The organism is Proteus sp. HMSC14B05 (assembly GCF_001808035.1).
GTDB lineage: Bacteria > Pseudomonadota > Gammaproteobacteria > Enterobacterales > Enterobacteriaceae > Proteus > Proteus mirabilis.
On record NZ_KV791977.1, the window covers coordinates 1 to 26,100 of the forward strand.

Sequence of the window (26,100 nt, forward strand, 5' to 3'; positions counted from 1 at the left end):
ACAGGATTCGAACCTGTGACCTACGGCTTAGAAGGCCGTTGCTCTATCCAACTGAGCTAAGGGCGCCTAGAGGGGAAATAGACGTTAGCATTTATGCTGATAACGGGTGTGAATTATACTTTCAACATTCTGAGAGTCAACGATTTTTCCACAAAATCAAACTAGATGGTTAAAATATGGTAAGTAATCAACTGACAGATTGCTTATGATCTGACAAAATAGAGCAATACCATAATTGAATAATTTGGATGTATAGATGTCAGCAAGAATTATAGATGGGAAAACGATTGCGCAGACCATCAGAAGTGAAGTGGCAGAAAAAGTAAAACAACGTATTAAGATAGGAAAACGTGCACCGGGTTTAGCGGTTATTTTAGTCGGTGATAACCCTGCATCGCAAATCTATGTTGCTAGTAAACGTAAAGCTTGTGATGAGGTAGGATTTATCTCTCGCTCTTACGATCTACCGGATACTACAAGTGAAGCAGATTTACTCAATCTCATTGATACTCTAAATGAAGATAATACTATTGATGGTATTTTAGTGCAGCTCCCTTTACCTGCGGGAATTGATAACGTCAAAGTATTAGAACGTATTCATCCTGATAAAGATGTTGATGGCTTCCATCCTTACAATATTGGTCGGTTGTGCCAACGTGCACCTAAGCTACGTCCTTGCACCCCTCGTGGTATTGTCACACTCTTAGAGCGTTGCAATATTCCAATGAATGGCTTAAATGCGGTAATTATTGGTGCTTCAAATATTGTTGGTCGCCCAATGAGTTTAGAGCTACTGCTTGCAGGCTGTACAACGACTGTCACTCATCGTTTTACTAAAGACTTACGTTTTCATGTTGAACATGCTGATTTGGTGGTTGTGGCAGTTGGTAAACCTAACTTTATTCCTGGTGAATGGATAAAACCTGGCGCTATTGTCATTGATGTCGGTATTAATCGCCTTGAAAACGGTAAAGTGGTTGGTGATGTTGATTTCGCACAAGCCTCTCAACGCGCGGGGTGGATCTCCCCTGTTCCGGGTGGTGTAGGTCCAATGACTGTAGCGACTTTGATTCAAAATACGTTGCAAGCCTGCGAAGAATATCACGATCCTGATATAGGAAATAATTAATCAATGGAAACATTTCAATTAGATGGTCACCCCTATGTAGAACTGTGTGATCTATTAAAACTCCAAGGCTGGACAGAAAGCGGAGCCGCTGCAAAAAATATTATTGCTGAAGGCCTCGTTTGCGTTGATGGTGAAGTAGAAACACGTAAACGCTGTAAAATTACTGCCGGTAAAGTCGTCACACTCGGTGAGTTTGCTGTCACTGTCAGCAACTAGTTCAGCTAATCATACTCGTTACTCAAGCGTTACTCTTTAGTAACGCTTTTTTTATCTTTCTACCCTTTTTTTACTAAACACGCTATTTTTCGAGCTTTTATTTAAGTCTGTAAAATTAGTGGACTAATCCATTGATTTTAAATTGATTTAATTGCATCAATTTAAGATAATAATAGTAGGTTATTATTTTTGCTATTCATATCAGTGATAATACTTTATCTCGCTTCAGCACATTAACGCTTTGATAAAGAATAAGTTAAATATTGATTACATAACCTATTATTTTTTATATAAATAATGCTTAGTTGGCTTGTAGTAAGAATTTCAGCAACCTTTTCCGTTGGATGATTTTTACGTATTAATAATCGCTTTAATATGCTAAAACGTGATTTAGATCTAACTTTTCCTTTGTTTTATTAGGCAAAAGAACATTGTTTATACTAAATTAGACATTATAGTTTGAAACGATTCAGCCTGATAATAAAGTATGAAGCGTTATTTTTAATTTTTATGTTGTATTTGATCCTTAATCTAATAGGAGTTCTTATGTTTAACCTACCAATCCAAGGTGTCTCTCTGCTTTTCTTGCAACAGAAAAGTGATACCTATGATTTTACTACAGGTAAGGTACAAGCATGAGACGTCGAGTCGCTACCATTACATTAAATCCTGCTTATGATCTTGTGGGATTAAGTACCCCTATTGAATTGGGTGAAGTTAACCGAGTAACAACGGCGGGATTTCATGCTGCCGGTAAAGGTATCAATGTAGCCAAAGTATTAAAAAGCCTTGGTATTGATGTCACTGTTGGCGGTTTTTTAGGTAAAGAGAATCAAGATGGCTTTCAAAAAGAGTTTAGTGAAGCCGGGATTGCTAATCGCTTCCAAATGGTTGAAGGTCGCACACGTATCAATGTCAAACTGACTGAACCCAGCGGTAAAGTAACTGATTTTAACTTTTCAGGGTTTGAAATCACTAAACAAGATTGGACTCGTTTTGTAAATGACACACTCAGCTGGGCGGGTCAATTTGATATGATTTGTGTCAGTGGAAGTGTACCACCTAGTATTGATTTAAATGATTTTACTGCTTGGATGAAGCGACTACGTAGCGAATGTATGTGCCTTATTTTTGATAGTAGCAGAGAAGCATTTGTCGCGGGGTTAAAAGCGTTACCTTGGTTAGTAAAACCCAATCATCATGAACTAGAAATTTGGGCAGGTAGACCTTTACCTGAACTCTCTGACGTGGTACAAGCCGCCCATGAATTACGCCAGCAAGGTATTGCTCATGTTGTTATCTCGTTAGGTGAACAAGGCGCTATGTGGGTTAACGCCTCTGGTGCGTGGATGGCAAAACCGCCTAAATGTGATGTGGTCAGCACGGTAGGTGCCGGTGACTCTATGGTAGGTGGGTTGATTTATGGTTTGATGATGAGGCAAACCAGTGAACATACCTTACGTCTTGCTACAGCAATTTCAGCTCTTGCCGTCAGTCAAACCAATGTTGGAATAACTGATCGTGAACAATTGGCAAGAATGATGACCGAAGTTGAATTAACGCCACTAAAAATCTAAAAAAAATATCGGATAATGATTACCCGATATTTTTGACTTTATCTGCTTTATCAATAGGTAGCAATATTAGCTATTACGACGCCATGTTGTACCTTGTGGGCCATCTTCTAATACAATTCCCATTGCTGTTAAAGCATCACGAGCGGCATCCGCAGCTGCCCAATCTTTATTCTTACGAGCATCATTGCGTTGTTGAATTAACGCTTCAATTTTTTCTACTTCATCAGCATCGTCTGCTTGCGCACCACTTTGTAAGAAGTGTTCTGGTTGTTGCTCTAATAGGCCTAATACTTTGGCCAATTTACGCAACACCGCTGCTAAACCATTAGCCGCCTCCATATTGACGGTTTTTAAGCGATTCACTTCGCGTGCTAAATCAAATAACACAGAATAGGCTTCTGGTGTATTGAAATCATCGTTCATTGCTTCAATAAACTGCGCTTCAAACGCTTCACCACCAGCAGGTTGAGCATTTGCATCAGTGCCACGTAAAGAAGTATATAAACGCTCTAATGCGGTACGCGCCTGTTTTAAGTTCTCTTCGGTATAATTTAGTTGGCTACGATAGTGTCCTGATAATAAGAAATAACGTACCGTTTCAGCATCGTAATAGGCAAGAACATCACGAATAGTAAAAAAGTTATTCAGTGATTTAGACATTTTTTCTTTGTCTACCATCACCATACCGGAATGCATCCAATAGTTAACATAAGGACCATCATGAGCGCAGGTTGATTGTGCAATTTCATTTTCATGATGCGGGAACATTAAATCTGAACCACCGCCATGAATATCAAAATGATGACCTAATTCTTTACCATTCATGGCTGAACATTCAATATGCCAGCCTGGTCGCCCTTCTCCCCATGGTGATGTCCAACTTGGTTCACCGGGTTTTGACATTTTCCAAAGCACGAAATCCATAGGATTGCGTTTTACGTTAGCGACTTCAACCCGAGCCCCTGCTTGTAGTTGCTCTAAATCTTGACGAGAAAGCAAGCCATAATCCGGATCGGTATCAATGGCAAACATCACATCACCATTTTCTGCTACATAAGCATGACCACGTTTAATTAATGTCTCGGTAAGAGCAATAATTTCTGCAATATGATGTGTGGCTCGTGGCTCTGAATCAGGGCGTAAGATATTCAATGCATCAAAATCTTTATGCATTTCCGCTAACATACGTGTCGTTAATTGTTCGCAAGTTTCATTATTTTCAATCGCACGCTTGATGATTTTATCATCCACATCGGTGACATTGCGCACATAATTCACATCATACCCTAAATAACGTAAATAGCGGGTTATGGCATCAAATGCCACAAATGTACGTCCATGACCAATATGACATAAATCATAAATAGTGATGCCACACACGTACATACCTATTTTTCCTTTATGGATAGGTTTAAATTCTTCTTTTTGTCGAGTAAGAGTATTAAAAATCTTTAGCATCAGAGGACGTTCCCATTTTTAACTGTACGTGTTGATTACGTATTTATGTATATAAAATAACGACTACAGCGATAAAAATAACCACATAACATTACCTTTATAAGGGTTTTAATGCCTAAACTCAAAGGTAATCCAATTAATAGTCTCTTATATTACTCTGCTCTGCGTTTATTTTCACTGTTCAATCGTTAACAGTAAGGCGCCAAATTGAGTTTATTGGTGAAATAATTGGCAAAAAATGTTTTCTATTACTATTTTCGCGCTTTTTAGCGTGAAAGTCGCCATGAACAAAAGATGAATACTGACTAAATAAGGTAACTGTGGTATAAAAAAACGGTCTATTGTTTCAGCCCACATCTGGGTAAAACTAAAATTATACTAGGATCTGAATATGGTTACTTTTCATACCAATTACGGCGATATCGTGATTAAAACATTTGCAGATAAAGCACCTGCAACCGTAGAAAATTTTTTAGATTACTGTAAAAAAGGGTTCTACGATAACACTATCTTCCACCGTGTTATTAATGGTTTTATGATCCAAGGTGGTGGTTTTGAACCTGGTATGAAGCAAAAAGAAACTAAAGCCCCGGTAAGAAACGAAGCAAACAACGGTCTTGCCAATAATCGTGGTACATTAGCGATGGCTCGTACCAACGATCCACATTCTGCAACAGCACAATTCTTTATCAACGTAGCAGATAACGACTTCTTAAACTTCCGTGCAGAAAATGCCAATGGTTGGGGATATTGTGTATTTGCTGAAGTTGTTGAAGGGATGGATGTTGTAGACAAAATCAAAGCCGTTTCTACTGGTCGCAGTGGTTTCCACCAAGATGTTCCTCGTGAAGATATTATCATTAACAGTGTTACTGTTAGCGAATAAGTAGCGCTTTTTATGTGCACCCTGTTTATTGCAGATCTGCATTTAAGTGAGCACGAACCGGCAATTACTGCCGGTTTTCTTCGCTTTTTACAAGAGCAAGCGATCCACGCAAATGCACTTTATATTTTGGGTGATTTTTTTGATTTTTGGATTGGTGATGATGATCCTAATCCACTACATCAGCGCATAGCCCAAGCATTAATGGCATTAAAAAATGCGGGAGTGCCCTGCTATTTTATTCATGGTAACCGCGATTTCTTAATCGGCTCTCGCTTTGCAAAAGAGAGCGGAATGACACTGCTACCACAAGAAAAAGTGCTTGAGATAGAGCAACATCGTATTTTAATCTTACATGGTGATACGCTTTGCACCGATGATGATGCCTATCAACGCTATCGTAAAAAAGTCCACAATAAGTTTATTCAACGCTTATTCCTACTCCTTCCTCTGACCATTCGATTACGTATTGCTAAAAAAATGCGCTCTCGTAGTCAAAGTAGCAACCAATACAAATCTGAAGCGATAATGGACGTTAATGCTCAAGCCGTTATCAATACCTTTAAACAATTTAATACCCAATGGATGATCCACGGTCATACTCATCGACCGGCGATCCACACCGTCGACATTGATGGGAAACCACATTATCGAGGTGTATTAGGAGCTTGGCATACGGAAGGCTCAATGTTTAAAGTCACCTCAGATAAAATCGAACTGATCCAATTTCCATTTTAAATAGATGATACTTTTTCGGCTATTGTAGCATATTTTTCTTTACGCAAACGTTTTCCTTGACGTGTTAGCGTGATACTATCATGCTCAGTTTCTCTGGCTATATCCGTTTATGCTTACAGGAGCAGTTAAGTAATGTCTTCTCAAGTTGGTCTCAATACCTCATCCCCTCGTATCGCCATTGTGATGGGTTCGAAAAGTGACTGGGCGACAATGTGTCATGCCGCAGAAGTCCTAGACGCGTTACAACTTCCTTACCATGTTGAAATTGTTTCCGCACACCGAACACCGGATAAATTATTTCGTTTCGCAGAACAGGCCAAAGAGAATGGTTTTGACGTGATTATTGCGGGTGCTGGCGGTGCTGCACATTTACCGGGGATGTTGGCAGCCAAAACCTTAGTTCCTGTATTAGGGGTTCCTGTACAAAGTGCTGCATTAAGTGGTGTTGATAGCCTTTATTCTATTGTACAAATGCCGAAAGGTATTCCCGTTGGCACACTGGCTATTGGTAAAGCGGGGGCTGCTAATGCCGCGCTACTTGCCGCACAAATTTTAGCATTACACTCTGCTGATATTTTTAATGCATTAACACAATGGCGAGCAACACAGACACAAGAAGTCCTTAATCACCCTGATCCAAGGGAGGCGCTATGAAGCCGGTTTGTGTTCTTGGTAATGGACAGTTAGGTCGAATGTTACGTCAAGCGGGTGAGCCATTAGGTATTGCGGTATATCCCGTGGGACTTGATGCTGAACCCGAAGCGGTACCTTATCAAAAGAGTATTATTACCGCAGAAATTGAACGTTGGCCGGAAACCGCATTAACCAATGAGTTAGAGCACCATGCTAACTTTATTAACCGAGATATTTTTCCATTACTCGCAGATCGCTTACCACAAAAACAACTCCTTGATGAGCTTCATTTAGCGACGGCACCTTGGCAACCATTAACTTCGGCTGAGCAATGGCCTGAGCTATTCAATCAGCTAGGGGAGTTTATTATCGTTAAACGCCGTGTTGGTGGTTACGACGGACGAGGTCAATGGCGGATACACCCAGGTGACGAACAACAATTACCAGCCGAAATATATGGTGAATGTATTGTCGAACAAGGTATTCCTTTCTCTGGAGAAGTCTCTTTAGTTGGTGCAAGAAATCGTCAGGGGGATTGTGTTTTTTATCCACTCTCTCACAATCTTCATCAAGATGGCATTTTACGCATGAGTGTTGCGCTACCAAATCCTCCCGAGGCATTACAACAATTAGCAGAGGATATGCTTAGCAAGATCCTCAATAAACTAAATTATATCGGTGTAATGGCCATGGAATGCTTTATTGTCGGTGATAAATTACTGATTAATGAACTCGCACCTCGCGTCCACAACAGTGGTCACTGGACACAAAATGGTGCTTCTATTAGCCAGTTTGAACTTCACTTACGTGCTATTCTTGATTTACCGATGCCCAAACCTAATGTTTGCCAATCGGCGGTAATGGTTAATCTTATTGGAACGGAGATCGACACCAAATGGCTATCATTACCTTTAGTTCATCTACATTGGTATGAAAAAGAAGTGCGTCCAGCCCGCAAAGTAGGGCATCTCAACTTAGTACATAATCACCATCAAGCTCTACAAAAGAGCTTAAGTGCATTAAGTCCCCTGCTCGATGAAGCCTACCAATATCCGATTAAATGGGCGCTAGAAAAATTAAGCTAGCAGTCCGACTCAGAAAGTTAGAGAATAATAGCCTTTAAATGTACTGGCCTGTGAATACAAGGCCAGTTATTCGCTATTTTTTCCTGAACATTCAGGATACTGCACCCGTTCTATGGAGTCAGGATGCCAGTCACGCAACAAAATTTTGGTCCTATCTATCAGTGGAGCATACTGATACTGCTAGGTTTAGTGTACTTTCTCGCTACCGCAACAACATTTACCTCTTTAGGTGTGGTTCTACCTAGTATGATAGCTGAACTAGAGTGGAACTGGACACAAGCTGGCCTTGGTTTTACTTTATTGGGCTTAACCTGTGGACTTGCGAGCTTTTTACCCACTTTACTTATCCGTAAATTAAACGTCCGCTTCACACTCCTCATTGGACTGATTATTTTTGTCAGTGGATTCTATTTTCTATATGAAACCAATACCATCACACGCTACTTTCTTGGTACCGCCTTACTTGGGGTAGGTTTTACACTATTAGCAACCGTACCGGGCACTTACGTGCTATCGCGTCTATTTGAAAAACAGTCTTTTGCTTTTGGTGTCTATTTTACTATTGGTGGATTGGGAGGAGTTGCAGGCCCTTGGATCTATTTTTTAGCCACACACCTTTGGCACACATGGCGTATGCATTGGCTTATTTCAGCTATTATTCTATCAATTATTACCCTGCTGACTATTTTAGTATTACGAGAAGGCTCAGCAGAAAAAGCGCATGCGAAAAAAATCAGTCAATTACAAAGTAGCAAACGTATTTATCAAACCAAAGCGATATGGACCGCACGTCATGCTTTACGAACATGGCAATTTTATGTCATTGCTGCCACTTACACCGCTTTTCTATGGTGCGGGATCACAGTAAATAGTTTTGCAGTTGCACATATTATTGAAAATGGTTTTAGTGAAACTATTGCTGCAACGCTACTGAGCACCATGGCTTTTATCAATGCATTCTCACGATTAGCCGGTGGGGCGATTGGTGAATGGTTAGAGCCTAAAAAATTACTGATTGCCAGCTTAACGATTATTATTATCGGTCTATTAGCACTGAGTATGGCTAATAGTTGGATCTACCTAATGCTATTTACCCTTTGTGTGGGGATTGGTTATGGTATGACCTTCTTAGCCTCAAGTGTGTTACTGGCTAACTATTTTGGTCGCGCACCTTATTTAGAACTATTTTCGGTGATGAACCTGATCTCAACATTGGCCTGTTTAGCCCCCTTCTTTGCTGGGGCTATTAAGGATATTTCAGGCAGCTTCACACCTGCATTTTTAATTCTCACTATCCCTGTTTTAGTTATTTTGGTGATCACACTATTTATGCGCCCACCAATTTATCCTAACTTCCAACATGCCAGTGAAAAACATAATGCGCCAAGATAAAAATAAAACCGCAAATCTAGTTTAGAAATCCAATCAATATTATAGAGAAGCGGTTTTAGCGAGGAGAGATCGAGCAGATGAATGAAGAATTAATCATGAAATACTCAATTGGTATCGGCATAGCTTTGGCGTGTTTTATCGCCTTTCTTGCCATATCTTTTTTACATGACAAACAAAAAAAACGTCGTAGAAACATAATTATTCACATCATCCAAGCTATTTTGCTTTGTAGTTTAGTGGCTATTGTAAGCCAATATTGTGAAATGGCGGTGGTAGATTTTAAACTACACTTTATCTCTTTTCAGATGATTAATTTCTTTAGCTATCTTGCTATCGCATTAATCCTAATGAGAAAATTTTTCTTACTCATTAATTTATTAGAAAAATCACAAATTAAAAAAGGCAGTGATCCCACCTCAGCCCGTATTATTTCGCGTATATTTAAAATCACTCTTCTTGTCATCATGATCTTACTGTTCGGTGAGCATTTTGGCATGAGTTTATCGGGCTTAATGACATTTGGTGGCTTAGGCGGTATTGCCATTGGTATGGCAAGTAAAGACGTTATGAGTAACCTTTTTTCAGGTGTTATGCTCTATTTTGATCGCCCTTTTAACATTGGTGATTGGGTACGTTCACCCGATCGCAATATCGAAGGAACTGTTGTTGAGATTGGCTGGCGTATCACAAAGATAATGACCTTTGATCATCGCCCGTTATATATTCCAAACTCAGTATTTTCCTCCATTAGTGTTGAAAACCCCGGCAGAATGACCAATCGACGTATTGAAACAGAATTAGGGTTACGCTATGAAGATTCGGACAAAGTTGGGGTTATTGTCGAAGATATCCGCACAATGCTACAACAAAACGACAAAATCGACACCAAACAAACTTTATTGGTCTATTTTAATCAATTCGCCGATTCATCATTAAATATTATGGTGTACTGTTTTACCAAAACCACAGTATGGGCAGAATGGTTAGATGCGCAGCAAGAAGTTTATTTAAAAATGATTGATATTGTGCATCAACATGGCGCTGACTTCGCCTTCCCATCACAAACTGTATATATTGAAAAATCATCGCCTGTATCACCATAAGCATCCGATAAAAAAATGCTGATATCCGTTCGATATCAGCATTTTTAATTCAATATCACGTATCACTTCATTTAATGATAACTAGATAACTAATGGCGACTATTCTCCCTGAATACGACGATATTGGCCTTTATCTTGTAATAGCCTAACCCCTAAAATACTACCACAAAGTGAAAGTAATACGGCGGCAAGAGCGGGAACAACTATCCACATCATCCATTGTGGTTGCCATGGGAAATTAAATACCGATTTTTGCAACACCCCTAATGCAACTTCAGCCCCTATCGCTGCAGCTAAACCGGCCATTAACCCTAATAAGGCAAACTCCGCCCAAAGCGTGCGTCTTAATAGTGACTTACTCGCGCCTAATGTTCGATAAACCACCAACTCGATACGACGTTGTGTCATACCGACTTGAATTTGTGCCACTAATAGCAATGCCCCACACAGCATAACTAATCCAACCATAATTTCTAATGCTCGGCTGACTTGCTGTAAGATCTGCTGAACTTGCTGAATTAATGCACCCGTATCTAGCACACTGACCGTAGGAAATTGTCGATTTAATGCGGTGATCAAACTTCCATCACCATTGTAATAAAAACTGCTCATCCATTTTTCAGGCTGATTGCTTAGCCCTTCTTCTGCGAAAATAAAGAAGAAATTTGGTCGCATATTTTCCCAATCAACATGGCGAATGCTGGTGACAACAGATTTAAACTCGCGAGTATCACCAACAAAAGTTAGCTCATCCCCCAGCTTTATTTCTAACTTTTGTGCAACCCCCTGATCGATTGAAACGCCATTACCGACGGGAGGCCATGAGCCTTCGACAATAACATTATCTTTAGGAAGTTCACTGTGCCACGTTAAATTAAGCTCTCTTCGTACGGTATTATTCCCCGCATCCCGTGCATCTGCCCACACTTTCGCATTGTGATCATTAATCGCCGTTAAACGTGCTAACACAACCGGATAAGCATCTGTCGGTGCCACATGATAAGTGGCTAATAATGTATTAATCTGCTGTACCTGAGGCTTTGACATATTAATCAAAAAATAGTTAGGACTATCTTCAGGTAACTGCTGTTGCCATTTTTCCAATAAATCCCCTTGCAGCAAAACCAATAGCGTCAATAGCATAAAGGATAATGAAAAAGCGGCTAATTGCGTCATGGTTTGGAAAGGCTGGCGTAATAAACGTGTCACCGCTAAACGGGCACTCAATTGCTTAAATTTAAATTGCTTTAAAAGCCATAATCCAAGCCAACCAATCACGCCGAGCAAGAAAGCAATGACGACGATACCTAATAAAATAGACCACAATAAAATACCCGTTCCGGCAAACAGAGTTAAAGCGCCAACAACAATCAATGCAACAATGGGTAAATAATAACGTAGTGGCCAACTAGGTGCCGTAGTACCACTTCTCAACACGCGGGAAGGTTGCGTTGACATTAATTGATGATAAGGGCGTAACCCCGTCAATAACGCGATGAGTAGTAAAGAGCCAACCGACCATAGCCATGGCATAAAGCTCGCATCAGGTAAACTTTTTGGTAATACCGGTGCTAAAATCTGCAACAATACTAATTCAAAGCCCCAACCGACCAGTGAGCCGACCACGATAGCCGCAACAATAATCACCCCCCACTGCCCTATAATCCATTTACGTAATGCATGATTATCGGCACCTAAGGTTTTTAATACCGCAATTAGCGTATGTCGACTACGGCAATAATGTGTCATTGAAACCGCGACGGCAGAAATCGCCAATAATAGTGTTAATAATGCAGATAATAGTAAAAAGTTTTTTGCTCTCTCCATTGATTGAGATAGCGCACCATTATCTTGTTTTAAGCTATTCCAACGCTGGTCAGGTTTTAATAAGGGATCAAAGCGTTGTTGGTATTCATCAATTAATGCTTCATTACCCGCAAACATATAACGGTAAGTTAAGCGGCTTCCCGGCTGAACGGCACCAGTCGCTTCAACATCAGCAAGATTAATTAAAATACGCGGGGCAATTTGAAAAGGATTAAAACCACTGTCAGGCTCTTGAACTAATACACCGCTAATTGTAAAAGTGGCATCACCGACATCAATATTATCACCAACCTTGATACCCAAAAGCGCCAGTAACCTTGCATCTACTAACGCCGTGCCTTTCTCCGCTTTTAGCCCTGCGGGCTGAGTTTCTAGCTCACCATAGAGTGGATATAAGTTATCCGCGGCTTTTACCAACGCCAATTGAGGAGTATCACCTTCTGGGGCATAAGACATGGTGGTAAATTGCATTTGACGACTGAGTGTTAGCCCCATTCTTTTAGCTTCAGCTAGCCAATTTTCATCAACAGGATACGAGGCGCGTAGCACTAAATCACCGGCGATAAGATCACGACTTTGAGCATAAATACTTTTATCAATCCGATCACCAATACGCCCTAACGCCAGCACACAAGCCACCGCCAGCGCTAAAGAGAGCCAAACAATTAATAAAGCCGGCGAGCGCCACTCACGCCAAAACCAACGCCAGATCATGACTCCTCCTTAAGTTGCCCATCAACAAGACGTAATCTTCGCTGACAACGAGCGGCAAGCTCATTATCGTGGGTGACCAAAATTAATGTTGTGGCATAATCACGATTAAGGGAAAACAGTAAATCGGCAATTTTATCTCCCGTTTTTCGATCAAGATTACCTGTTGGCTCATCAGCAAACAGGATCGCCGGTTGGGTACAAAAAGCTCTTGCTAATGCAACACGTTGTTGCTCACCACCGGAAAGTTGTGCGGGCATATGATACAAGCGCTCACCCAAACCCAATTGATTAAGTAAATCAACGGCTCGCGTATGGCTCTGTTTTTCTAACTCACCTTTTAATAACGCAGGAAGTTGCACATTCTCTAAGGCATTTAACGTTGGAATTAGCATAAAAGATTGAAAAACAAATCCGACATGTTGTGCACGTAATTTTGCCCGCTCTTCTTCATTCATTTTGGTCAGATCGTGTCCCATTAATTGCACACGACCAGCGCCTCCATCATCTAATCCGGCAATAATACCTAAAAGTGTAGATTTGCCCGATCCTGACTCACCAATTAAAGCAATTGTCTGTGCAGACTCGACAACTAACTCAACACCCTGCAATATAGAGATCTGACTATCACCTTCTCCTACTTGTTTGGTTAACTGATGAACTTCAAGAACCTTTTCCGTCGACATACTTGTTTCCTTATCGTCATGATGATGTTTAGCTTTAAGTCTATCGCTGCTGATACCTTTTTGATCTTTGGTGACAGCCTAAGTGCCGGATATCGCCTTCCTATTGAAAGCGCATGGGCACAACGCCTCGCGGATAAGTGGAAATTAACTTATCCTGAAATAAATGTCGTAAATGCAAGCATCAGTGGCGAAACCGCATTTCAAGGTCAAAATAGGCTCCCTGATTTATTAAAACAGCACCAACCTCGTTGGGTTTTGATTGAACTGGGTGCAAATGATGGCTTACAAGGCTACCCTGTAGCCCAAACGAAAGAAGCGTTGCAAAACATCATTACCCAAGTAAAAGAAGCGGGAGCAACGCCACTCTTTATGCAAATTATGATTTCGCCTAATTATGGTAAACGCTATACGCAATCTTTTTCTGCGATTTACCCACAATTGGCGAAAGACAATGCTCTTGAGCTTATCCCATTTTATATGGAGCAAATAGCAGATAAACCTGAGTGGATGCAAAACGACAGCATTCACCCAAATGAAGCGGCTCAGCCTTTTATTGCTCAATGGATGGATAAAACCCTATCCCCTTACCTAACACGTTAAACTATTGTGACAGTAGTTAACCTAGATTAAATGAGATTAATTGTAAAATTATGCAAAAAACGGTATTGATTACAGGAAGTTCTAGTGGGATTGGACTGTGTGCGGCAAAAACACTCAAGCAAAAAGGGTATCGAGTACTGGCTGCTTGTCGCAAAGAAGATGATCTTAACCATATGGAAACATTGGGGTTTGAGCCTATTTTTCTTGATCTCGATGATGCAGAAAGTATCGAAAAAGCCATATTAGAAGTCATTCGCCTTACTAATGGGCGTTTATATGGATTATTTAATAATGGTGGTTTTGGGGTTTATGGTCCATTAAATGCGATTAGTCGCCAGCAAATGGAAAAACAATTTTCCACTAATTTCTTTGGCTTACATCAGCTTACTATGGGGTTACTGCCGGCGATGTTACCTCATGGCGAAGGACGTATTATTCAGACGAGTTCGGTAATGGGATTAATTTCTACTCCCGGCCGAGGCGCTTATGCGGCGAGTAAATATGCCGTTGAAGCTTGGTCTGATGCATTAAGAATGGAACTTGCCTCTACGGGGATAAAAGTCAGTTTAATTGAGCCGGGTCCAATAAAAACACGCTTTACTGAAAATGTTAATCAAGCCCAACAAGATAAACCGGTAAAAAATCCGGGGATTGCGAGTCGTTTCACATTAACACCTGATGATGTAATGAAAAAACTACTCCATGCTTTAGAAAGTCCAAGACCTAAGTTACGTTATCCTGTGACCTTACTCACTTATGCCGTCAAAGTGTTAAAACGACTCCTCCCTGATAGACTTATGGATAGGATCTTAAACGGCCAAAGTAACAAGGCTTGATTTTTGTAAAATTCATCCTTATTTATTAATGAAATAGCGTAATAAACAGCATTTATATTTAAAACTCTCAAAAAGGGATAAGTTAATGTTAGCAACTGCACATATTGTTGATGTAAATGAATCGAATATTCAGCAAGTTATAGAACAATCGATGACAAAACCGGTCATGATGTACTTCTATTCAGAGCGTAGTCCTCATTGTGCAGAGCTTGGGGCAACGTTGGATAAACTAGCGGCTGAATTTGCTGATCAGTTTGTATTAGCTAAATTAGATTGTGATGTTGAACAGATGATTGCCTCGCAATTTGGTCTAAGAGCGATCCCAACTGTTTATATATTGCAAGAAGGTCGTCCTGTCGATGGGTTCCAAGGCCCACAACCTGAAGAAGCTATTCGCCAAATCCTTGCCAATATCTTACCTAAACCAGAAGAATTAAAAGCGGCGCAAGCTTCAGCACTATTAGCAGAAGGTAAAGCAGACGAAGCATTACCACTGTTAAAAGAAGCACACCAAATTGATCCTAAAAACAGTGAAATTACCTTAGCCCTCGCAGGTGCTTTAATTTCATTAAATAAACATAATGAAGCAGAAGAATTATTAGCCGCAATTCCATTGCAAGATCAAGATAGCTATTATCATAGTTTATTAGCTCAAATTGAACTGCAAAAACAAGCTGCCGACACACCTGAAATTCAGCAATTACAAGATAATTTTAATCAGCAACCTGACAATACTGAACTCGCTATTCAACTGGCGTTAAAACTGCATGAAGTGGCACGTAATGATGAAGCCCTTGAATTGCTATTTAATTTTCTGAAAAAAGATCTTAATGCCGGTGAAGGACAAGTTAAGAAAACCCTGATGGATATTTTATCTGCTTTAGGGACTAATGATAATCTAGCATCTAAATATCGCCGAATGGTGTATTCTTTACTTTATTAATATTCATTTTATTTATTAAAGCAGGCTAAGGACAGATACATGGAAATAGTTATTGGTATTATTATCTTATTCGCCATTATTTTAGTTTTAAGTGGTGTAAAAACCGTTCCACAAGGTTATCAGTGGACTGTCGAGCGTTTTGGACGTTATACACGTACCCTTGCTCCAGGCCTTCAACTCCTTATTCCATTTATTGACCGTATTGGTCGTCGTATTAATATGATGGAACAAGTATTAGATATCCCTTCTCAGGAAGTGATTTCTCGTGATAACGCCAATGTCAGTATTGATGCGGTCTGCTTTATTCAAGTTATCGATCCAGTAAAAGCTGCTTATGAGGTGAATAACCTAGAGCTTGCAATCATCAATCTAACGCTAACCAATATCCGTACTGTGTTAGGCTCTATGGAACTGGATGAAATTCTTTCACAACGTGATCAGATCAATAGCCGTTTATTACTGATTGTTGATGATGCAACTAACCCATGGGGTATTAAAATTACCCGTATTGAAATTCGTGATGTGCGCCCACCACAAGAGCTAATTTCTGCCATGAATGCGCAGATGAAAGCTGAGCGTACTAAGCGTGCTGATATTCTAGAAGCAGAAGGTATCCGTCAAGCGGCAATCTTAAAAGCGGAAGGTGAAAAACAAGGGCAAATCTTAAAAGCAGAAGGTGAACGTCAGTCTGCTTTCTTACAAGCCGAAGCCCGTGAGCGTGCAGCAGAAGCGGAAGCAAAAGCGACGCAAATGGTATCAGAAGCTATCGCTAAAGGGGATATGCAAGCCATTAACTACTTTATTGCACAAAAGTATACCGATGCCCTGTCACAAATTGGTTCTGCCGATAACAGCAAAGTTGTAATGATGCCATTAGAAGCCAGTAACTTAATGGGTGCAATTGGTGGTATTTCAGAATTATTAAATACCAAAAAAAGTGACTCAGGTAACAAGAGCAATTAATGATGATTGAATGGATTAGTGCTCAGCCAGCACTTTTCTGGCTTTGCCTTGGTGTCTTACTATTAATCGCCGAAATGCTAGGCACTGCAGGCTACTTACTATGGTCTGGTATGGCCGCATTATGTGTTGCATTAATCGCATGGATCTTACCTATTGGTTGGCCCATTCAAGGTATTCTATTTGCATTACTCACCGTTATTAGTGCGATCCTTTGGCGTATCTGGCTTAAACGCAAAAAGTTATCCAAAGAAGCAGAAAACCTAAACCAAAAAAGTCACCAACTTATTGGTATAAAAGCAGTTTTGTTATCGGATACTGAAAATGGTTTTAGTCGCATAAAGCTTGCTGATGGGAGTTGGCGAGTCTATTCTGACACGCCATTAAAAGCAGGTGATACAGTCAAAGTGATTGCTATTGATGGTATCACCTTGCACGTCACCTCATTTTCTCCCACCACTCGCTCGGCATCATCAATACAGCATGCTGCTGTTATTGATGATGACAACAACCAGAAAGATGATTGATGATTGGGCATTCCGCCCCATCATCGCCAGGGCATTCATTTGCTAATAAGAGAAGCCGTTGACGAATAGCATTTAATTCGTTAATGGTTTTCTCTATCTCAGCCACTTTCTTTAAGGTTGCCTCTTTCACATCAGCACTGTGACGCGAGGGATTGCGTAATAACATCAGCAATGAACGACACTCTTCTAAACTAAACCCAACTTCACGAGCTTGCTTTAACAGTGTTAATTCTTCGATATGTTGCGGCAAATAGTATCGATAGCCATTTTCACCTCGATGAGGTGGGGTTATCAGATCTTTTTCCTCATAAAAACGGATTGCTTTTGTCGTCAAACCGGTTTTGGTTGCGATTTCACTAATATTCAAAATTCCCCCTTGACCTTCCCCTTGCGGAAAGGTTTAGCCTTTATCTCAGATAAGAAAAAACCTTTTCAAGAAAGCAAGTTATCCCATATTACGCCATAATAGAGGTAATCGCTTTTTATTTGGAGATATTGACCATGGCAAAAACTACGCTACTCGCACTACAAGGGCTTTCATGCTCCCACTGTGTTAACAGTGTAAAAAAATCACTTGATGCCCGCAATGATATAGAACAGTCCACGGTGACTATTCAATACGCTAAAATTGACAGCGACGCAACTGTTGAAAGCTTAATCAAAACCATTGAAGAAGCCGGATATGAAGCTCATCTAGCCACTCAAGCTGATGTAAAACTAAATTTGAGTGGACTTAACTGTATGAAATGCGTTGGTAAAACAGAAAACGCGTTGTTAGCCGTTGACGGTGTTGTTGCGGTCAATGTAGACAAAACATCGGCTGAAATTTTTGGTACAGCAAACGCAAAAGATTTAATTGCCGCCGTTGTTGCTGAAGGTTTTGAAGCCTCATTAGCAAACGAAGAAGAAAATAAACCAAAAACTATTGAACTGACTTTATCAGGCTTAAATTGTGGTCATTGTATCAATTCAGTGAAGAAAGCTCTTGAAGGGACTGATGGGGTAGAAAGTGCACAAGTGGAATTAACTCATGCCACAGTAACAGGTACGGCAAACACAGAGAGTGTGATCACAGCCATTCAAGATGCTGGTTATGATGCAAAATTAGCAGGAGCCAACCACCCAAAAACTGAGCCGCTGACGCAAACGGATGCACCACTGGAAGCATCGTCAGCGGCGATTTGTGATATTCCAGTAGAAGAAGCCATCCTTTATAATAATAATGCTGATATCAGTATCGATGATGATAGCACTCAGCTATTAATCGACGGTATGACTTGTGCAAGCTGTGTTAGCAAAGTACAAAAAGCCTTACAAAGTGTTTCCGGTGTTGAAAATGCACGTGTTAATTTGGCTGAACGTAGCGCACTTGTAACCGGTCATGTTAATCATGATGACCTGATTAATGCGGTCGAAAAAGCAGGCTATGGGGCAGAAATTATTCAAGATGATGTAAAACGCAGAGAGCGTCAACAAGAAGTCGCTGTCGCTAATATGAAGCGTTTTCGCTGGCAAGCAGCCTTAGCCTTAGTCGTTGGTATTCCTGTAATGGTATGGGGAATGATCGGCGATAATATGATGTTAACGGAAGCTAATCATAATATCTGGTTAACTATTGGTATTATTACGCTTATTGTGATGATAGCTGCAGGTGGACACTTTTATCGTAATGCGTGGCAAAGCCTAAAAAACGGCAGTGCCACCATGGACACGCTCGTTGCGTTAGGTACAGGGGCTGCTTGGCTCTATTCAATTAGTGTTAACTTATGGCCTGAGGTGTTTCCTGCCCAAGCAAGACATCTCTATTACGAAGCCAGTGCGATGATCATTGGTTTGATAAACCTTGGTCATATGCTTGAACAAAGAGCCCGTCAGCGCTCTTCTAAAGCATTAGAGCGTCTATTAGACTTAACACCACCAACAGCAAGAGTAGTAACGGATAATGGCGAAGTTGAAATGCCATTAGCGGATGTGAAACAAGGTATGATCTTGCGTTTAGCAACCGGTGATAAAGTTCCCGTTGATGGTGAAATCACCCAAGGTGAAGTGTGGATGGATGAGGCAATGTTAACTGGTGAGCCAATTCCACAACAAAAAAGCCTTGGTGATACTATTCATGCAGGTACTACCGTGCAAGATGGCTCAGTGCTGTTTAAAGCTGCAGCGGTAGGCAGTCAAACTACCCTTGCTCGAATTATCAAACTGGTACGTCAAGCACAAAGCAGTAAACCCGAAATTGGCCAATTAGCGGATAAAATTTCCAGTGTCTTTGTTCCTATCGTCGTCGTTATTGCGTTAATTGCAGGGGCTATCTGGTACTTTTTTGGTCCTTCACCACAGATTACTTATGCACTCGTCATTATCACAACGGTATTAATTATCGCTTGTCCTTGTGCTCTAGGATTAGCGACCCCCATGTCGATTATTTCAGGTGTGGGACGTGCCGCAGAATATGGCGTATTAGTGCGTGATGCGGATGCATTACAACAAGCAAGCCAATTAGATACCTTAGTTTTTGATAAAACAGGTACCTTAACTGAAGGCATGCCACAAGTAACTGAGATCCACACATTCAATCAGATAAGTGAAACTCAAGCGCTAGCATTAGCAGGCGCACTAGAAAGTGGCTCTAATCATCCATTAGCAAAAGCGATTTTAACCAAAGCTGAAGGTATTAAATTACCGCAAATAAGCCAATTTAGAACTCTTGCAGGTATGGGGTTAAGTGGTGAAATTGACGGCAATATTGTGCTGTTAGGTAATCCTAAACTAATGAAAGAATCTGGCATTGATATAAGTGAGATAAACGCCTTAATAGAAAACCAATCAGCGAAAGGGGTAACCCCCGTCTTATTGGCACAAAATGGGAAAATAGCGGCCCTACTTTCTATTCGTGACCCACTGCGAGAAGATACCGTTAGTGCATTACAGCGTCTACATCATCAAGGTTATCGTTTGGTCATGTTAACTGGAGATAACCCTATTACAGCCAATGCGATAGCTAAAGAAGCGGGTATTGATCAAGTGATTGCAGGCGTTATGCCAGAAGGTAAAGCGCAAGCGATTAGTCAACTACAGGCAGAAGGTCGTCGCGTAGCAATGATTGGGGATGGTATTAACGATGCCCCAGCACTGGCTAAAGCAGACGTTGGTATTGCGATGGGTGGTGGCAGTGATATCGCCATTGAAACCGCGGCCATTACCTTAATGCGCCATAGCTTACATGGTGTTGCTGATGCGGTTGAGATCTCAAAAGGCACACTGCGCAATATGAAACAAAACTTGTTTGGTGCATTTATATATAACAGTTTAGGCATTCCTATTGCTGCCGGTATCTTATATCCTTTTACCGGTACATTATTAAACCCTGTGGTTGCAGGGGCTGCCATGGCCTTATCATCAATCACTGTCGTCAGTAATGCCAACCGATTATTACGTTTTAAACCTAAAAAATAGTCGCAATTAATCAGTCAAATACAGCCTCTTCTATCTTTAGATACCAGAGGCTTTTTTATTATCCAGAGAGAATTATCATCATTTCAATAAGTTAAAAAAAAGCCGATATTGCTATCGGCCAGTCAAAGAGGAATTTTTCATTATACAAGAGAGTCATCACTCCGCCCTCTTAACGGTAGAATAGCAATTTATTATCAATAATTCATTATATTTTATTATTTATAAATATATTCATTAATAAAAATTAAAAGGCGTTTTATTTATAGTGATTTAAAAAACATTTTATAAAATAAGCCACTTATTTTTATACTTTATATTTTTATAAGGACTTTTTAATGAATTATAATAAATTATTTCTTATTTCTTTATCTTTAATTTATTCTGCAAATGTTTTTTCTAATACGGATAGCCTATCACCAATGGATAATCTATCTCCATCTATGACTTTTAGCCCACCAGTAATTAGCCCAAGCCCATTACCAACAGGTAACCCTTCACAATTAGGAAATGGTTCTATGGTAGAATCAAGTGTAGGTATTCCCCAAACATCAACAACTCATCTACCACAACCACCATTAATGGGTTATGGCGCACCAACAATAGGTAATACATCAGGATATAGGACACAATTTCCAAATACAGATGCTAATCCAATTAAAACAATTAAAGCAATTAAAGAAATTAACACATACCTTGACATGACTGACCCTGCAACCAATTATCATAGTAAATTGATAGGTGAATACATTTCAGCCTTTATTTCTATTTCTAGACCTTCTACATCTACATCATCTGAAAATACTGTAGTCAGCCTTTCTAAACCTTTTTTTGATCGTATGTCTAAAGCAATAGATGTTGATTCTGATGAAGATGGAAGTATGTTAGTGGATAAAAGTAAAAAGGATATCGCTCGTACTATGTCTTCTTATTTAGAAAATCTAGAAGCAGACTTTTTAGAAACAATGAACGATGAAAATACTAGTGAGGATGAAAATACTAGTGAGATAAGACTAACACAGATGGTATTATTACATCAGATACAAAATTTTAAAAATGTTGTTGACGAAAGTATAGAAAAAGGTACCTCTTTTACTATTGTTGCAAATCAAGATCTAGAAACAGCAGAACCATTAACTGAAATCCAAATGATTACTAAGCGATTATCGCAACCAGTAACACGAATTGATATTTCTAATGCATATGTTTTATTATCAGGAAAAATAGATAATGAAGTTGGAGCTATAGCGAATCAACAACAAAGAACTACTGAAAAGTTAACTTCACAGGATAATAAAATTACTAAAGTAGAAAGTGATGTAAAAAAAAATGAAGGTAATATAGCTGTTAATAGAGAAGGTATTACTAAAGTAGAAAGTATTGTAGAAAAAAATAAAGAAGATATACAAACAAATAAAGAAGATATACAAACAAATAGAGAAAATATTAATCAAGTTAAACAAACTGCTGACGAAAATAAAAAATATGTAAAGCAATACCTAGCTAATGATTTCAATGTTAATGAGCAATCTAAAAGTTTAGTAGGTCATCTTGGCTCTTTATATGCCGGAAATAAGTCAAACACAGATAATATTAATGCCATTAGAAATGATCTTAGCCATTTTAAAAATGAAACCAATAATCGTTTCTATAAAGTTGAAAAGCGCGCTAATCAAGGGATTGCCTCTGTTGCAGCGATGAGTAATTTACCCTTTAATGATGCAGCAACCTTTAGCACCGCGATGGGTATCGGTAATTATCGTAATGCCACAGCATTTGCATGGGGAATGCAATACCGTATCAACGAAAATGTTAAAGTTAAAGCCTCAACCGCTTGGAATGACGCTAACAATTGGGTCTCTGCGGGGGGGATCGGTATTAGTTGGTAATATAAATTTATAAATATAGCGGTAAAGATAAGGAAAGCTAAGTAAAACTCAGTTTTCCTTGTTTTATTCAATACAAAATCCGTTATGCTACAACCTTGTGGTTTATCCCATGAGGAGCGTATCAAATGAAGGATATAATACAGAAAATCAAGAAATGGATCGGTATACAGAAAACATCTTATTACCCCTATCCTGCTATTGATATTTCACTCCCTAATCATGTCTCTTTACATCTTGTTGGTAGTATCCATATGGGCGTGCCAACGATGTCACCATTATCCAATGTGCTGATTAATAAAATAGCAACAGCGGATGCGGTTATTGTCGAAGCGGATATTTCAACCGAAACTCAGCCCTTTGATCAGCTATCGTTATTGCGAGAGCCATTAGAACAACGAGTAAATGAAACACAACTTGCCACTATCATCAGCCATTGTGATCTTCTTTCTATTCCACGTTACCAAATTGATGATAAACCACTGTGGCAAATCGCGCTGATATTACAATCAACCCAAGCGATGCAACTTGGATTACAACCACAGCACGGCATTGATTATCAAGTTATCCAACAAGCCAATAAACAACAAAAAGCGATTATAGAGCTAGAAGGTATTGAGCGTCAGGTCGCATTATTATTAGATTTTCCACAAGACGGCGCACAATTACTCGAAGATACGCTAAAAAATTGGCATGAAAATGCACGGGCATTGCAAATTATGATCAATTGGTGGTTAAATTATACCAGTGAAAAGCACCCTTCTCCTTTGCCAAATACTTTTAGCAAAGCGGTATTTGATATTTTAATGGAAAAGCGCAATCAAGTCTGGGCAACAACGCTTTCTAATCTTCCAGCAGGCCACTATGTTGTCACCGTCGGTGCTCTTCACTTATTTGGTGAAGATAATTTAGTTGATCGATTAACTTATCAAGCATAACAAGATCACGTTCACCATTGCTCTCACCTTATTGAGTAGGAATAATTATGACTCCCGCAGTGAATTTACTGGAAAAACAAAAAATTAAATTTACTCTTCACCCTTATGAACATGATGCGAATGTACATAACTTTGGTGATGAAGCCGTTGAAAAGTTAGGGCTAGATAACCGTCAAGTGTTTAAAACGCTTCTTGTTGCGTTAAATGGTGATGCTAAAAACCTAGCCGTTGCGGTCACCCCAGTATCAAGTCAACTTGACTTAAAACGAGTCGCCAAATGCCTTAAAGCTAAAAAAGCAGAAATGGCCGATCCACAAATAGCACAAAAAGTAACAGGTTATTTAGTCGGCGGTATAAGCCCATTAGGACAAAAAAAGCGCCTTCCCACGGTGATTGATGATCAAGCACTTAAGTTTGACACTATCTATGTCTCAGGAGGTAAGCGAGGGCTGGATATTGAACTAGCGGCTGAAGACTTATGCTCAGTATTAGGTGCACAATTTGCCCTGATCCGTAAAGAGGATTAAGAGTAACTGATTGCTTATTTTAGGCTTTTATATCAACCAAGCTGCCAATAAGAAATAAAATAACAAAAGGCGACATCCTCTGCCGCCTTTTGGGAATTATCGATTGTATATTTTCAATAAATACTATTTTTTATACACAATCTCGCCTTGCGGTTCAAAATCAGCCGCTTTTAGTGGTGAGTGTTTTTCGATATAACCTTTTAGCACTTCTGCATCAACAAAGCCGGTATTGACATATCCTGGGTGTGAATCAATCTTAGGATAACCATCACCACCAATACCGTTAAAGTTTAATGTCGCCATACGATAATTTTTAGTTTTATCTAATGGTTTGCCCGCAATTTTTACATCACTCACTTTACAATCTGCATCTACGGTTAAACTTACATTGTAAAATTGTGCATAAGCGCCTGAATCTACTTTCATGCAAGCAACTGCGGATAGGTAAGGTTCAACTTCTTCACCTTTGAAATCAACATAGACTAATTCGTTAGCAAAGGGTTGTACTTTTAATACATCTTTATAAGTAATATCGCCAGATTCAATCGAATCACGTACACCACCACCACTCATAATGGCAAAATCAGCATTCGCACGCTCCGCCTGAGCAGATAACAGTAAACGCGCCATATTCGTTTGTTCAAAACGAACTTTGCTACGATCGCCTTCTAATTTACCAACCACTTCCCCGACTTTCACATTCAATTGCTCACCACCTTTCTCTTGATAAGGGGTCAGTAATTTCATCATTTCAGGGTTATGAGGGATCTCCTCTGTGTAGTAAACTCGCTCAGTGGTTCCGTCTTCTTTTTTCACTTTCTTATTTAAGTTAATTGGAATTAACTGATAGTGTTTTAATGTGAACTCGCCATTACGGAACTCAAAATCAGCGCGACCTACATATTTACCCCATTCATGGGCTTGAACAATCCATGTGCCATTTTGATTATCTGGAGCGCAAGGCGTGCCGGGAACATAATCTGCTTGTTTGTAATTTTTATTCTCTTGAGACATACAAACCGGATCTTGTGAGTGTCCACCGACAATCATATCTAAATAGCCTTTCGGCAAAGCACGTGCCATTTCAACATCACCCGGTGCATTAGAGCCATGATTACCATCGTCATAATGCCCCATATGGGTAGCAGCGATAATAATATCGGGTTTTTCTGTGGTACGTAATTCTTCAACGACTTTTTTCGCTTCATCTGCCGGTTTACGGAACTCAGTATCAGGGAAGTTAGCAGGATTACCAATACGCACCGTATCATCGGTAGTTAAACCTAATACCGCGATTTTCACTCCTTGCTTATCAAAAATAGTATAAGGTTTAAATAAACGTTCACCGGTACTTTTTTGATAAATATTCGCAGAGAGGAAGGGGAAAGTAGCCCATTTTTCTTGTTGGCGTAGCACTTCCAGTGGATTATCAAACTCATGGTTACCCAGCGCCATAGCGTCATAACCGACAAGATTCATCCCTTTAAAATCAGGCTCTGCATCTTGTAAATCAGATTCAGGAACCCCCGTATTAATATCACCACCAGACAGAAGCAATACGCTACCGCCATTTTTAGCGACTTCATCGCGAATATTGTCAACGACGGTTTTTTGAGCAGCTAAACCGTACTCACCATGATCATTGTGCCAAAAGTGACCGTGGTGATCATTAGTATGTAGGATGGTAATTTGGTAAGTTTTATCTTTTTCCCATGCCTGAGACATCACAGGCGCCATTGCTAAAGTCACTGTCAGTGCGCATGCAGATAATTTAAACGATAAGCTCATGGTCTATCCCCATGTATATTATTTATTGAGAAGGCTCTGCCCTGTATTCACAGTAGAAAAAGCAGAAAGAAGTAAATAGTTTTACTGTGTTTTATGACGTAGGTTATATATTTTTATTATTATTTCATTGTTCCAATAGTTTTTTTGAGACATCAGTCAAACTCTATTTGCTTTGACATCCTCCACGCCCTAAAGGACGTGGAT

General features: G+C 39.8%; 23 protein-coding genes. 18 read left to right on the forward strand and 5 right to left on the reverse strand.

From position 1 onward, the window contains the following. The first annotated feature begins 256 nt into the window (after nt 1-256). From folD to fruK, 3 genes are all read left to right on the forward strand, one after another. On the forward strand, nt 257-1,129 hold the full coding sequence (gene folD / locus HMPREF3129_RS04025) for a bifunctional methylenetetrahydrofolate dehydrogenase/methenyltetrahydrofolate cyclohydrolase FolD (RefSeq protein ID WP_004244243.1): 873 nt from the start codon (nt 257-259) through the stop codon (nt 1,127-1,129). Between the two features lie 3 nt (nt 1,130-1,132). After that, nucleotides 1,133-1,345, forward strand: coding sequence for a ribosome-associated protein YbcJ (ybcJ, locus tag HMPREF3129_RS04030; protein WP_004244244.1), 213 nt, complete (start codon nt 1,133-1,135; stop codon nt 1,343-1,345). A gap of 635 nt (nt 1,346-1,980) precedes the next feature. Then, on the forward strand, nt 1,981-2,922 hold the full coding sequence (gene fruK / locus HMPREF3129_RS04035) for a 1-phosphofructokinase (protein ID WP_004244246.1): 942 nt from the start codon (nt 1,981-1,983) through the stop codon (nt 2,920-2,922). A 66-nt stretch (nt 2,923-2,988) separates the two neighbouring features. Here fruK and cysS read toward each other — a convergent pair whose 3' ends face one another. Further along, complete coding sequence (gene cysS / locus HMPREF3129_RS04040) at nt 2,989-4,380, reverse strand: cysteine--tRNA ligase (protein ID WP_004244247.1); 1,392 nt, start codon at nt 4,378-4,380, stop codon at nt 2,989-2,991. A 391-nt stretch (nt 4,381-4,771) separates the two neighbouring features. On the opposite strand from cysS, the gene ppiB reads away from it, so the two are divergent. The 6 genes from ppiB (at nt 4,772) to HMPREF3129_RS04070 (ending at nt 10,214) form a co-directional block, all read left to right on the forward strand. Continuing rightward, nucleotides 4,772-5,266: a peptidylprolyl isomerase B gene (gene ppiB, locus HMPREF3129_RS04045; protein ID WP_070486806.1), complete on the forward strand. Its 495-nt coding sequence runs from the start codon at nt 4,772-4,774 to the stop codon at nt 5,264-5,266. A gap of 12 nt (nt 5,267-5,278) precedes the next feature. Beyond that, nucleotides 5,279-6,001 carry a UDP-2,3-diacylglucosamine diphosphatase gene (locus HMPREF3129_RS04050; RefSeq protein ID WP_004244250.1) on the forward strand — a complete coding sequence of 241 codons (723 nt, stop codon included), beginning with the start codon at nt 5,279-5,281 and terminating at the stop codon, nt 5,999-6,001. A 132-nt stretch (nt 6,002-6,133) separates the two neighbouring features. Then, nucleotides 6,134-6,655 (forward strand): 5-(carboxyamino)imidazole ribonucleotide mutase, encoded by a 522-nt coding sequence (gene purE, locus HMPREF3129_RS04055; protein WP_017627898.1) that lies wholly within the window; start codon nt 6,134-6,136, stop codon nt 6,653-6,655. Continuing rightward, entirely contained in the window at nt 6,652-7,719 is a 1,068-nt protein-coding gene (gene purK, locus HMPREF3129_RS04060; protein WP_036918898.1) for a 5-(carboxyamino)imidazole ribonucleotide synthase, read from the forward strand. The genes purE and purK overlap by 4 nt, the downstream gene beginning before the upstream one ends. 123 nt (nt 7,720-7,842) lie before the next feature. Continuing rightward, nucleotides 7,843-9,111 (forward strand): MFS transporter, encoded by a 1,269-nt coding sequence (locus HMPREF3129_RS04065; RefSeq protein ID WP_004244255.1) that lies wholly within the window; start codon nt 7,843-7,845, stop codon nt 9,109-9,111. Between the two features lie 77 nt (nt 9,112-9,188). Continuing rightward, nucleotides 9,189-10,214, forward strand: coding sequence for a mechanosensitive ion channel family protein (locus HMPREF3129_RS04070; protein WP_004244256.1), 1,026 nt, complete (start codon nt 9,189-9,191; stop codon nt 10,212-10,214). A gap of 99 nt (nt 10,215-10,313) precedes the next feature. Here the strand turns inward: HMPREF3129_RS04070 and ybbP are convergent, their stop codons facing one another. Next, nucleotides 10,314-12,755 (reverse strand): putative ABC transporter permease subunit YbbP, encoded by a 2,442-nt coding sequence (gene ybbP, locus HMPREF3129_RS04075; RefSeq protein WP_004248642.1) that lies wholly within the window; start codon nt 12,753-12,755, stop codon nt 10,314-10,316. Further along, nucleotides 12,752-13,438, reverse strand: a complete 687-nt coding sequence (ybbA, locus tag HMPREF3129_RS04080; protein WP_036918901.1) for a putative ABC transporter ATP-binding protein YbbA — start codon at nt 13,436-13,438, stop codon at nt 12,752-12,754. The genes ybbP and ybbA overlap by 4 nt, the downstream gene beginning before the upstream one ends. Between ybbA and tesA the strand changes: the two genes are divergently transcribed. The 5 genes from tesA to HMPREF3129_RS04105 all read left to right on the forward strand — a co-directional run bounded on the left by tesA (nt 13,409) and on the right by HMPREF3129_RS04105 (nt 17,304). Beyond that, nucleotides 13,409-14,038 carry a multifunctional acyl-CoA thioesterase I/protease I/lysophospholipase L1 gene (tesA, locus tag HMPREF3129_RS04085; RefSeq protein ID WP_012368271.1) on the forward strand — a complete coding sequence of 210 codons (630 nt, stop codon included), beginning with the start codon at nt 13,409-13,411 and terminating at the stop codon, nt 14,036-14,038. The genes ybbA and tesA overlap by 30 nt on opposite strands. A gap of 50 nt (nt 14,039-14,088) precedes the next feature. Continuing rightward, nucleotides 14,089-14,874 carry an SDR family oxidoreductase gene (locus HMPREF3129_RS04090; protein ID WP_036918904.1) on the forward strand — a complete coding sequence of 262 codons (786 nt, stop codon included), beginning with the start codon at nt 14,089-14,091 and terminating at the stop codon, nt 14,872-14,874. A gap of 85 nt (nt 14,875-14,959) precedes the next feature. Beyond that, nucleotides 14,960-15,817, forward strand: a complete 858-nt coding sequence (locus HMPREF3129_RS04095; RefSeq protein WP_004244262.1) for a co-chaperone YbbN — start codon at nt 14,960-14,962, stop codon at nt 15,815-15,817. A 39-nt stretch (nt 15,818-15,856) separates the two neighbouring features. Then, nucleotides 15,857-16,780 carry an SPFH domain-containing protein gene (locus HMPREF3129_RS04100; protein WP_004244263.1) on the forward strand — a complete coding sequence of 308 codons (924 nt, stop codon included), beginning with the start codon at nt 15,857-15,859 and terminating at the stop codon, nt 16,778-16,780. A gap of 2 nt (nt 16,781-16,782) precedes the next feature. Continuing rightward, on the forward strand, nt 16,783-17,304 hold the full coding sequence (locus HMPREF3129_RS04105) for an NfeD family protein (RefSeq protein ID WP_026090402.1): 522 nt from the start codon (nt 16,783-16,785) through the stop codon (nt 17,302-17,304). Here HMPREF3129_RS04105 and cueR read toward each other — a convergent pair. Further along, nucleotides 17,270-17,671, reverse strand: a complete 402-nt coding sequence (gene cueR / locus HMPREF3129_RS04110; RefSeq protein ID WP_004244266.1) for a Cu(I)-responsive transcriptional regulator — start codon at nt 17,669-17,671, stop codon at nt 17,270-17,272. The genes HMPREF3129_RS04105 and cueR overlap by 35 nt on opposite strands. A 134-nt stretch (nt 17,672-17,805) precedes the next feature. On the opposite strand from cueR, the gene copA reads away from it, so the two are divergent. The 4 genes from copA to ybaK all read left to right on the forward strand — a co-directional run bounded on the left by copA (nt 17,806) and on the right by ybaK (nt 24,108). Beyond that, complete coding sequence (gene copA / locus HMPREF3129_RS04115; RefSeq protein ID WP_036918907.1) at nt 17,806-20,760, forward strand: copper-exporting P-type ATPase CopA; 2,955 nt, start codon at nt 17,806-17,808, stop codon at nt 20,758-20,760. A 335-nt stretch (nt 20,761-21,095) separates the two neighbouring features. Then, on the forward strand, nt 21,096-22,646 hold the full coding sequence (locus tag HMPREF3129_RS04120; protein WP_070486810.1) for a YadA-like family protein: 1,551 nt from the start codon (nt 21,096-21,098) through the stop codon (nt 22,644-22,646). 125 nt (nt 22,647-22,771) lie between these two features. Next, entirely contained in the window at nt 22,772-23,581 is an 810-nt protein-coding gene (locus HMPREF3129_RS04125; protein ID WP_004244270.1) for a TraB/GumN family protein, read from the forward strand. Between the two features lie 47 nt (nt 23,582-23,628). Then, nucleotides 23,629-24,108 (forward strand): Cys-tRNA(Pro)/Cys-tRNA(Cys) deacylase YbaK, encoded by a 480-nt coding sequence (gene ybaK, locus HMPREF3129_RS04130; protein ID WP_004244271.1) that lies wholly within the window; start codon nt 23,629-23,631, stop codon nt 24,106-24,108. A gap of 123 nt (nt 24,109-24,231) precedes the next feature. Here the strand turns inward: ybaK and ushA are convergent, their stop codons facing one another. Continuing rightward, nucleotides 24,232-25,896, reverse strand: coding sequence for a bifunctional UDP-sugar hydrolase/5'-nucleotidase UshA (gene ushA, locus HMPREF3129_RS04135; protein ID WP_004244272.1), 1,665 nt, complete (start codon nt 25,894-25,896; stop codon nt 24,232-24,234). Nucleotides 25,897-26,100 lie beyond the last annotated feature (204 nt).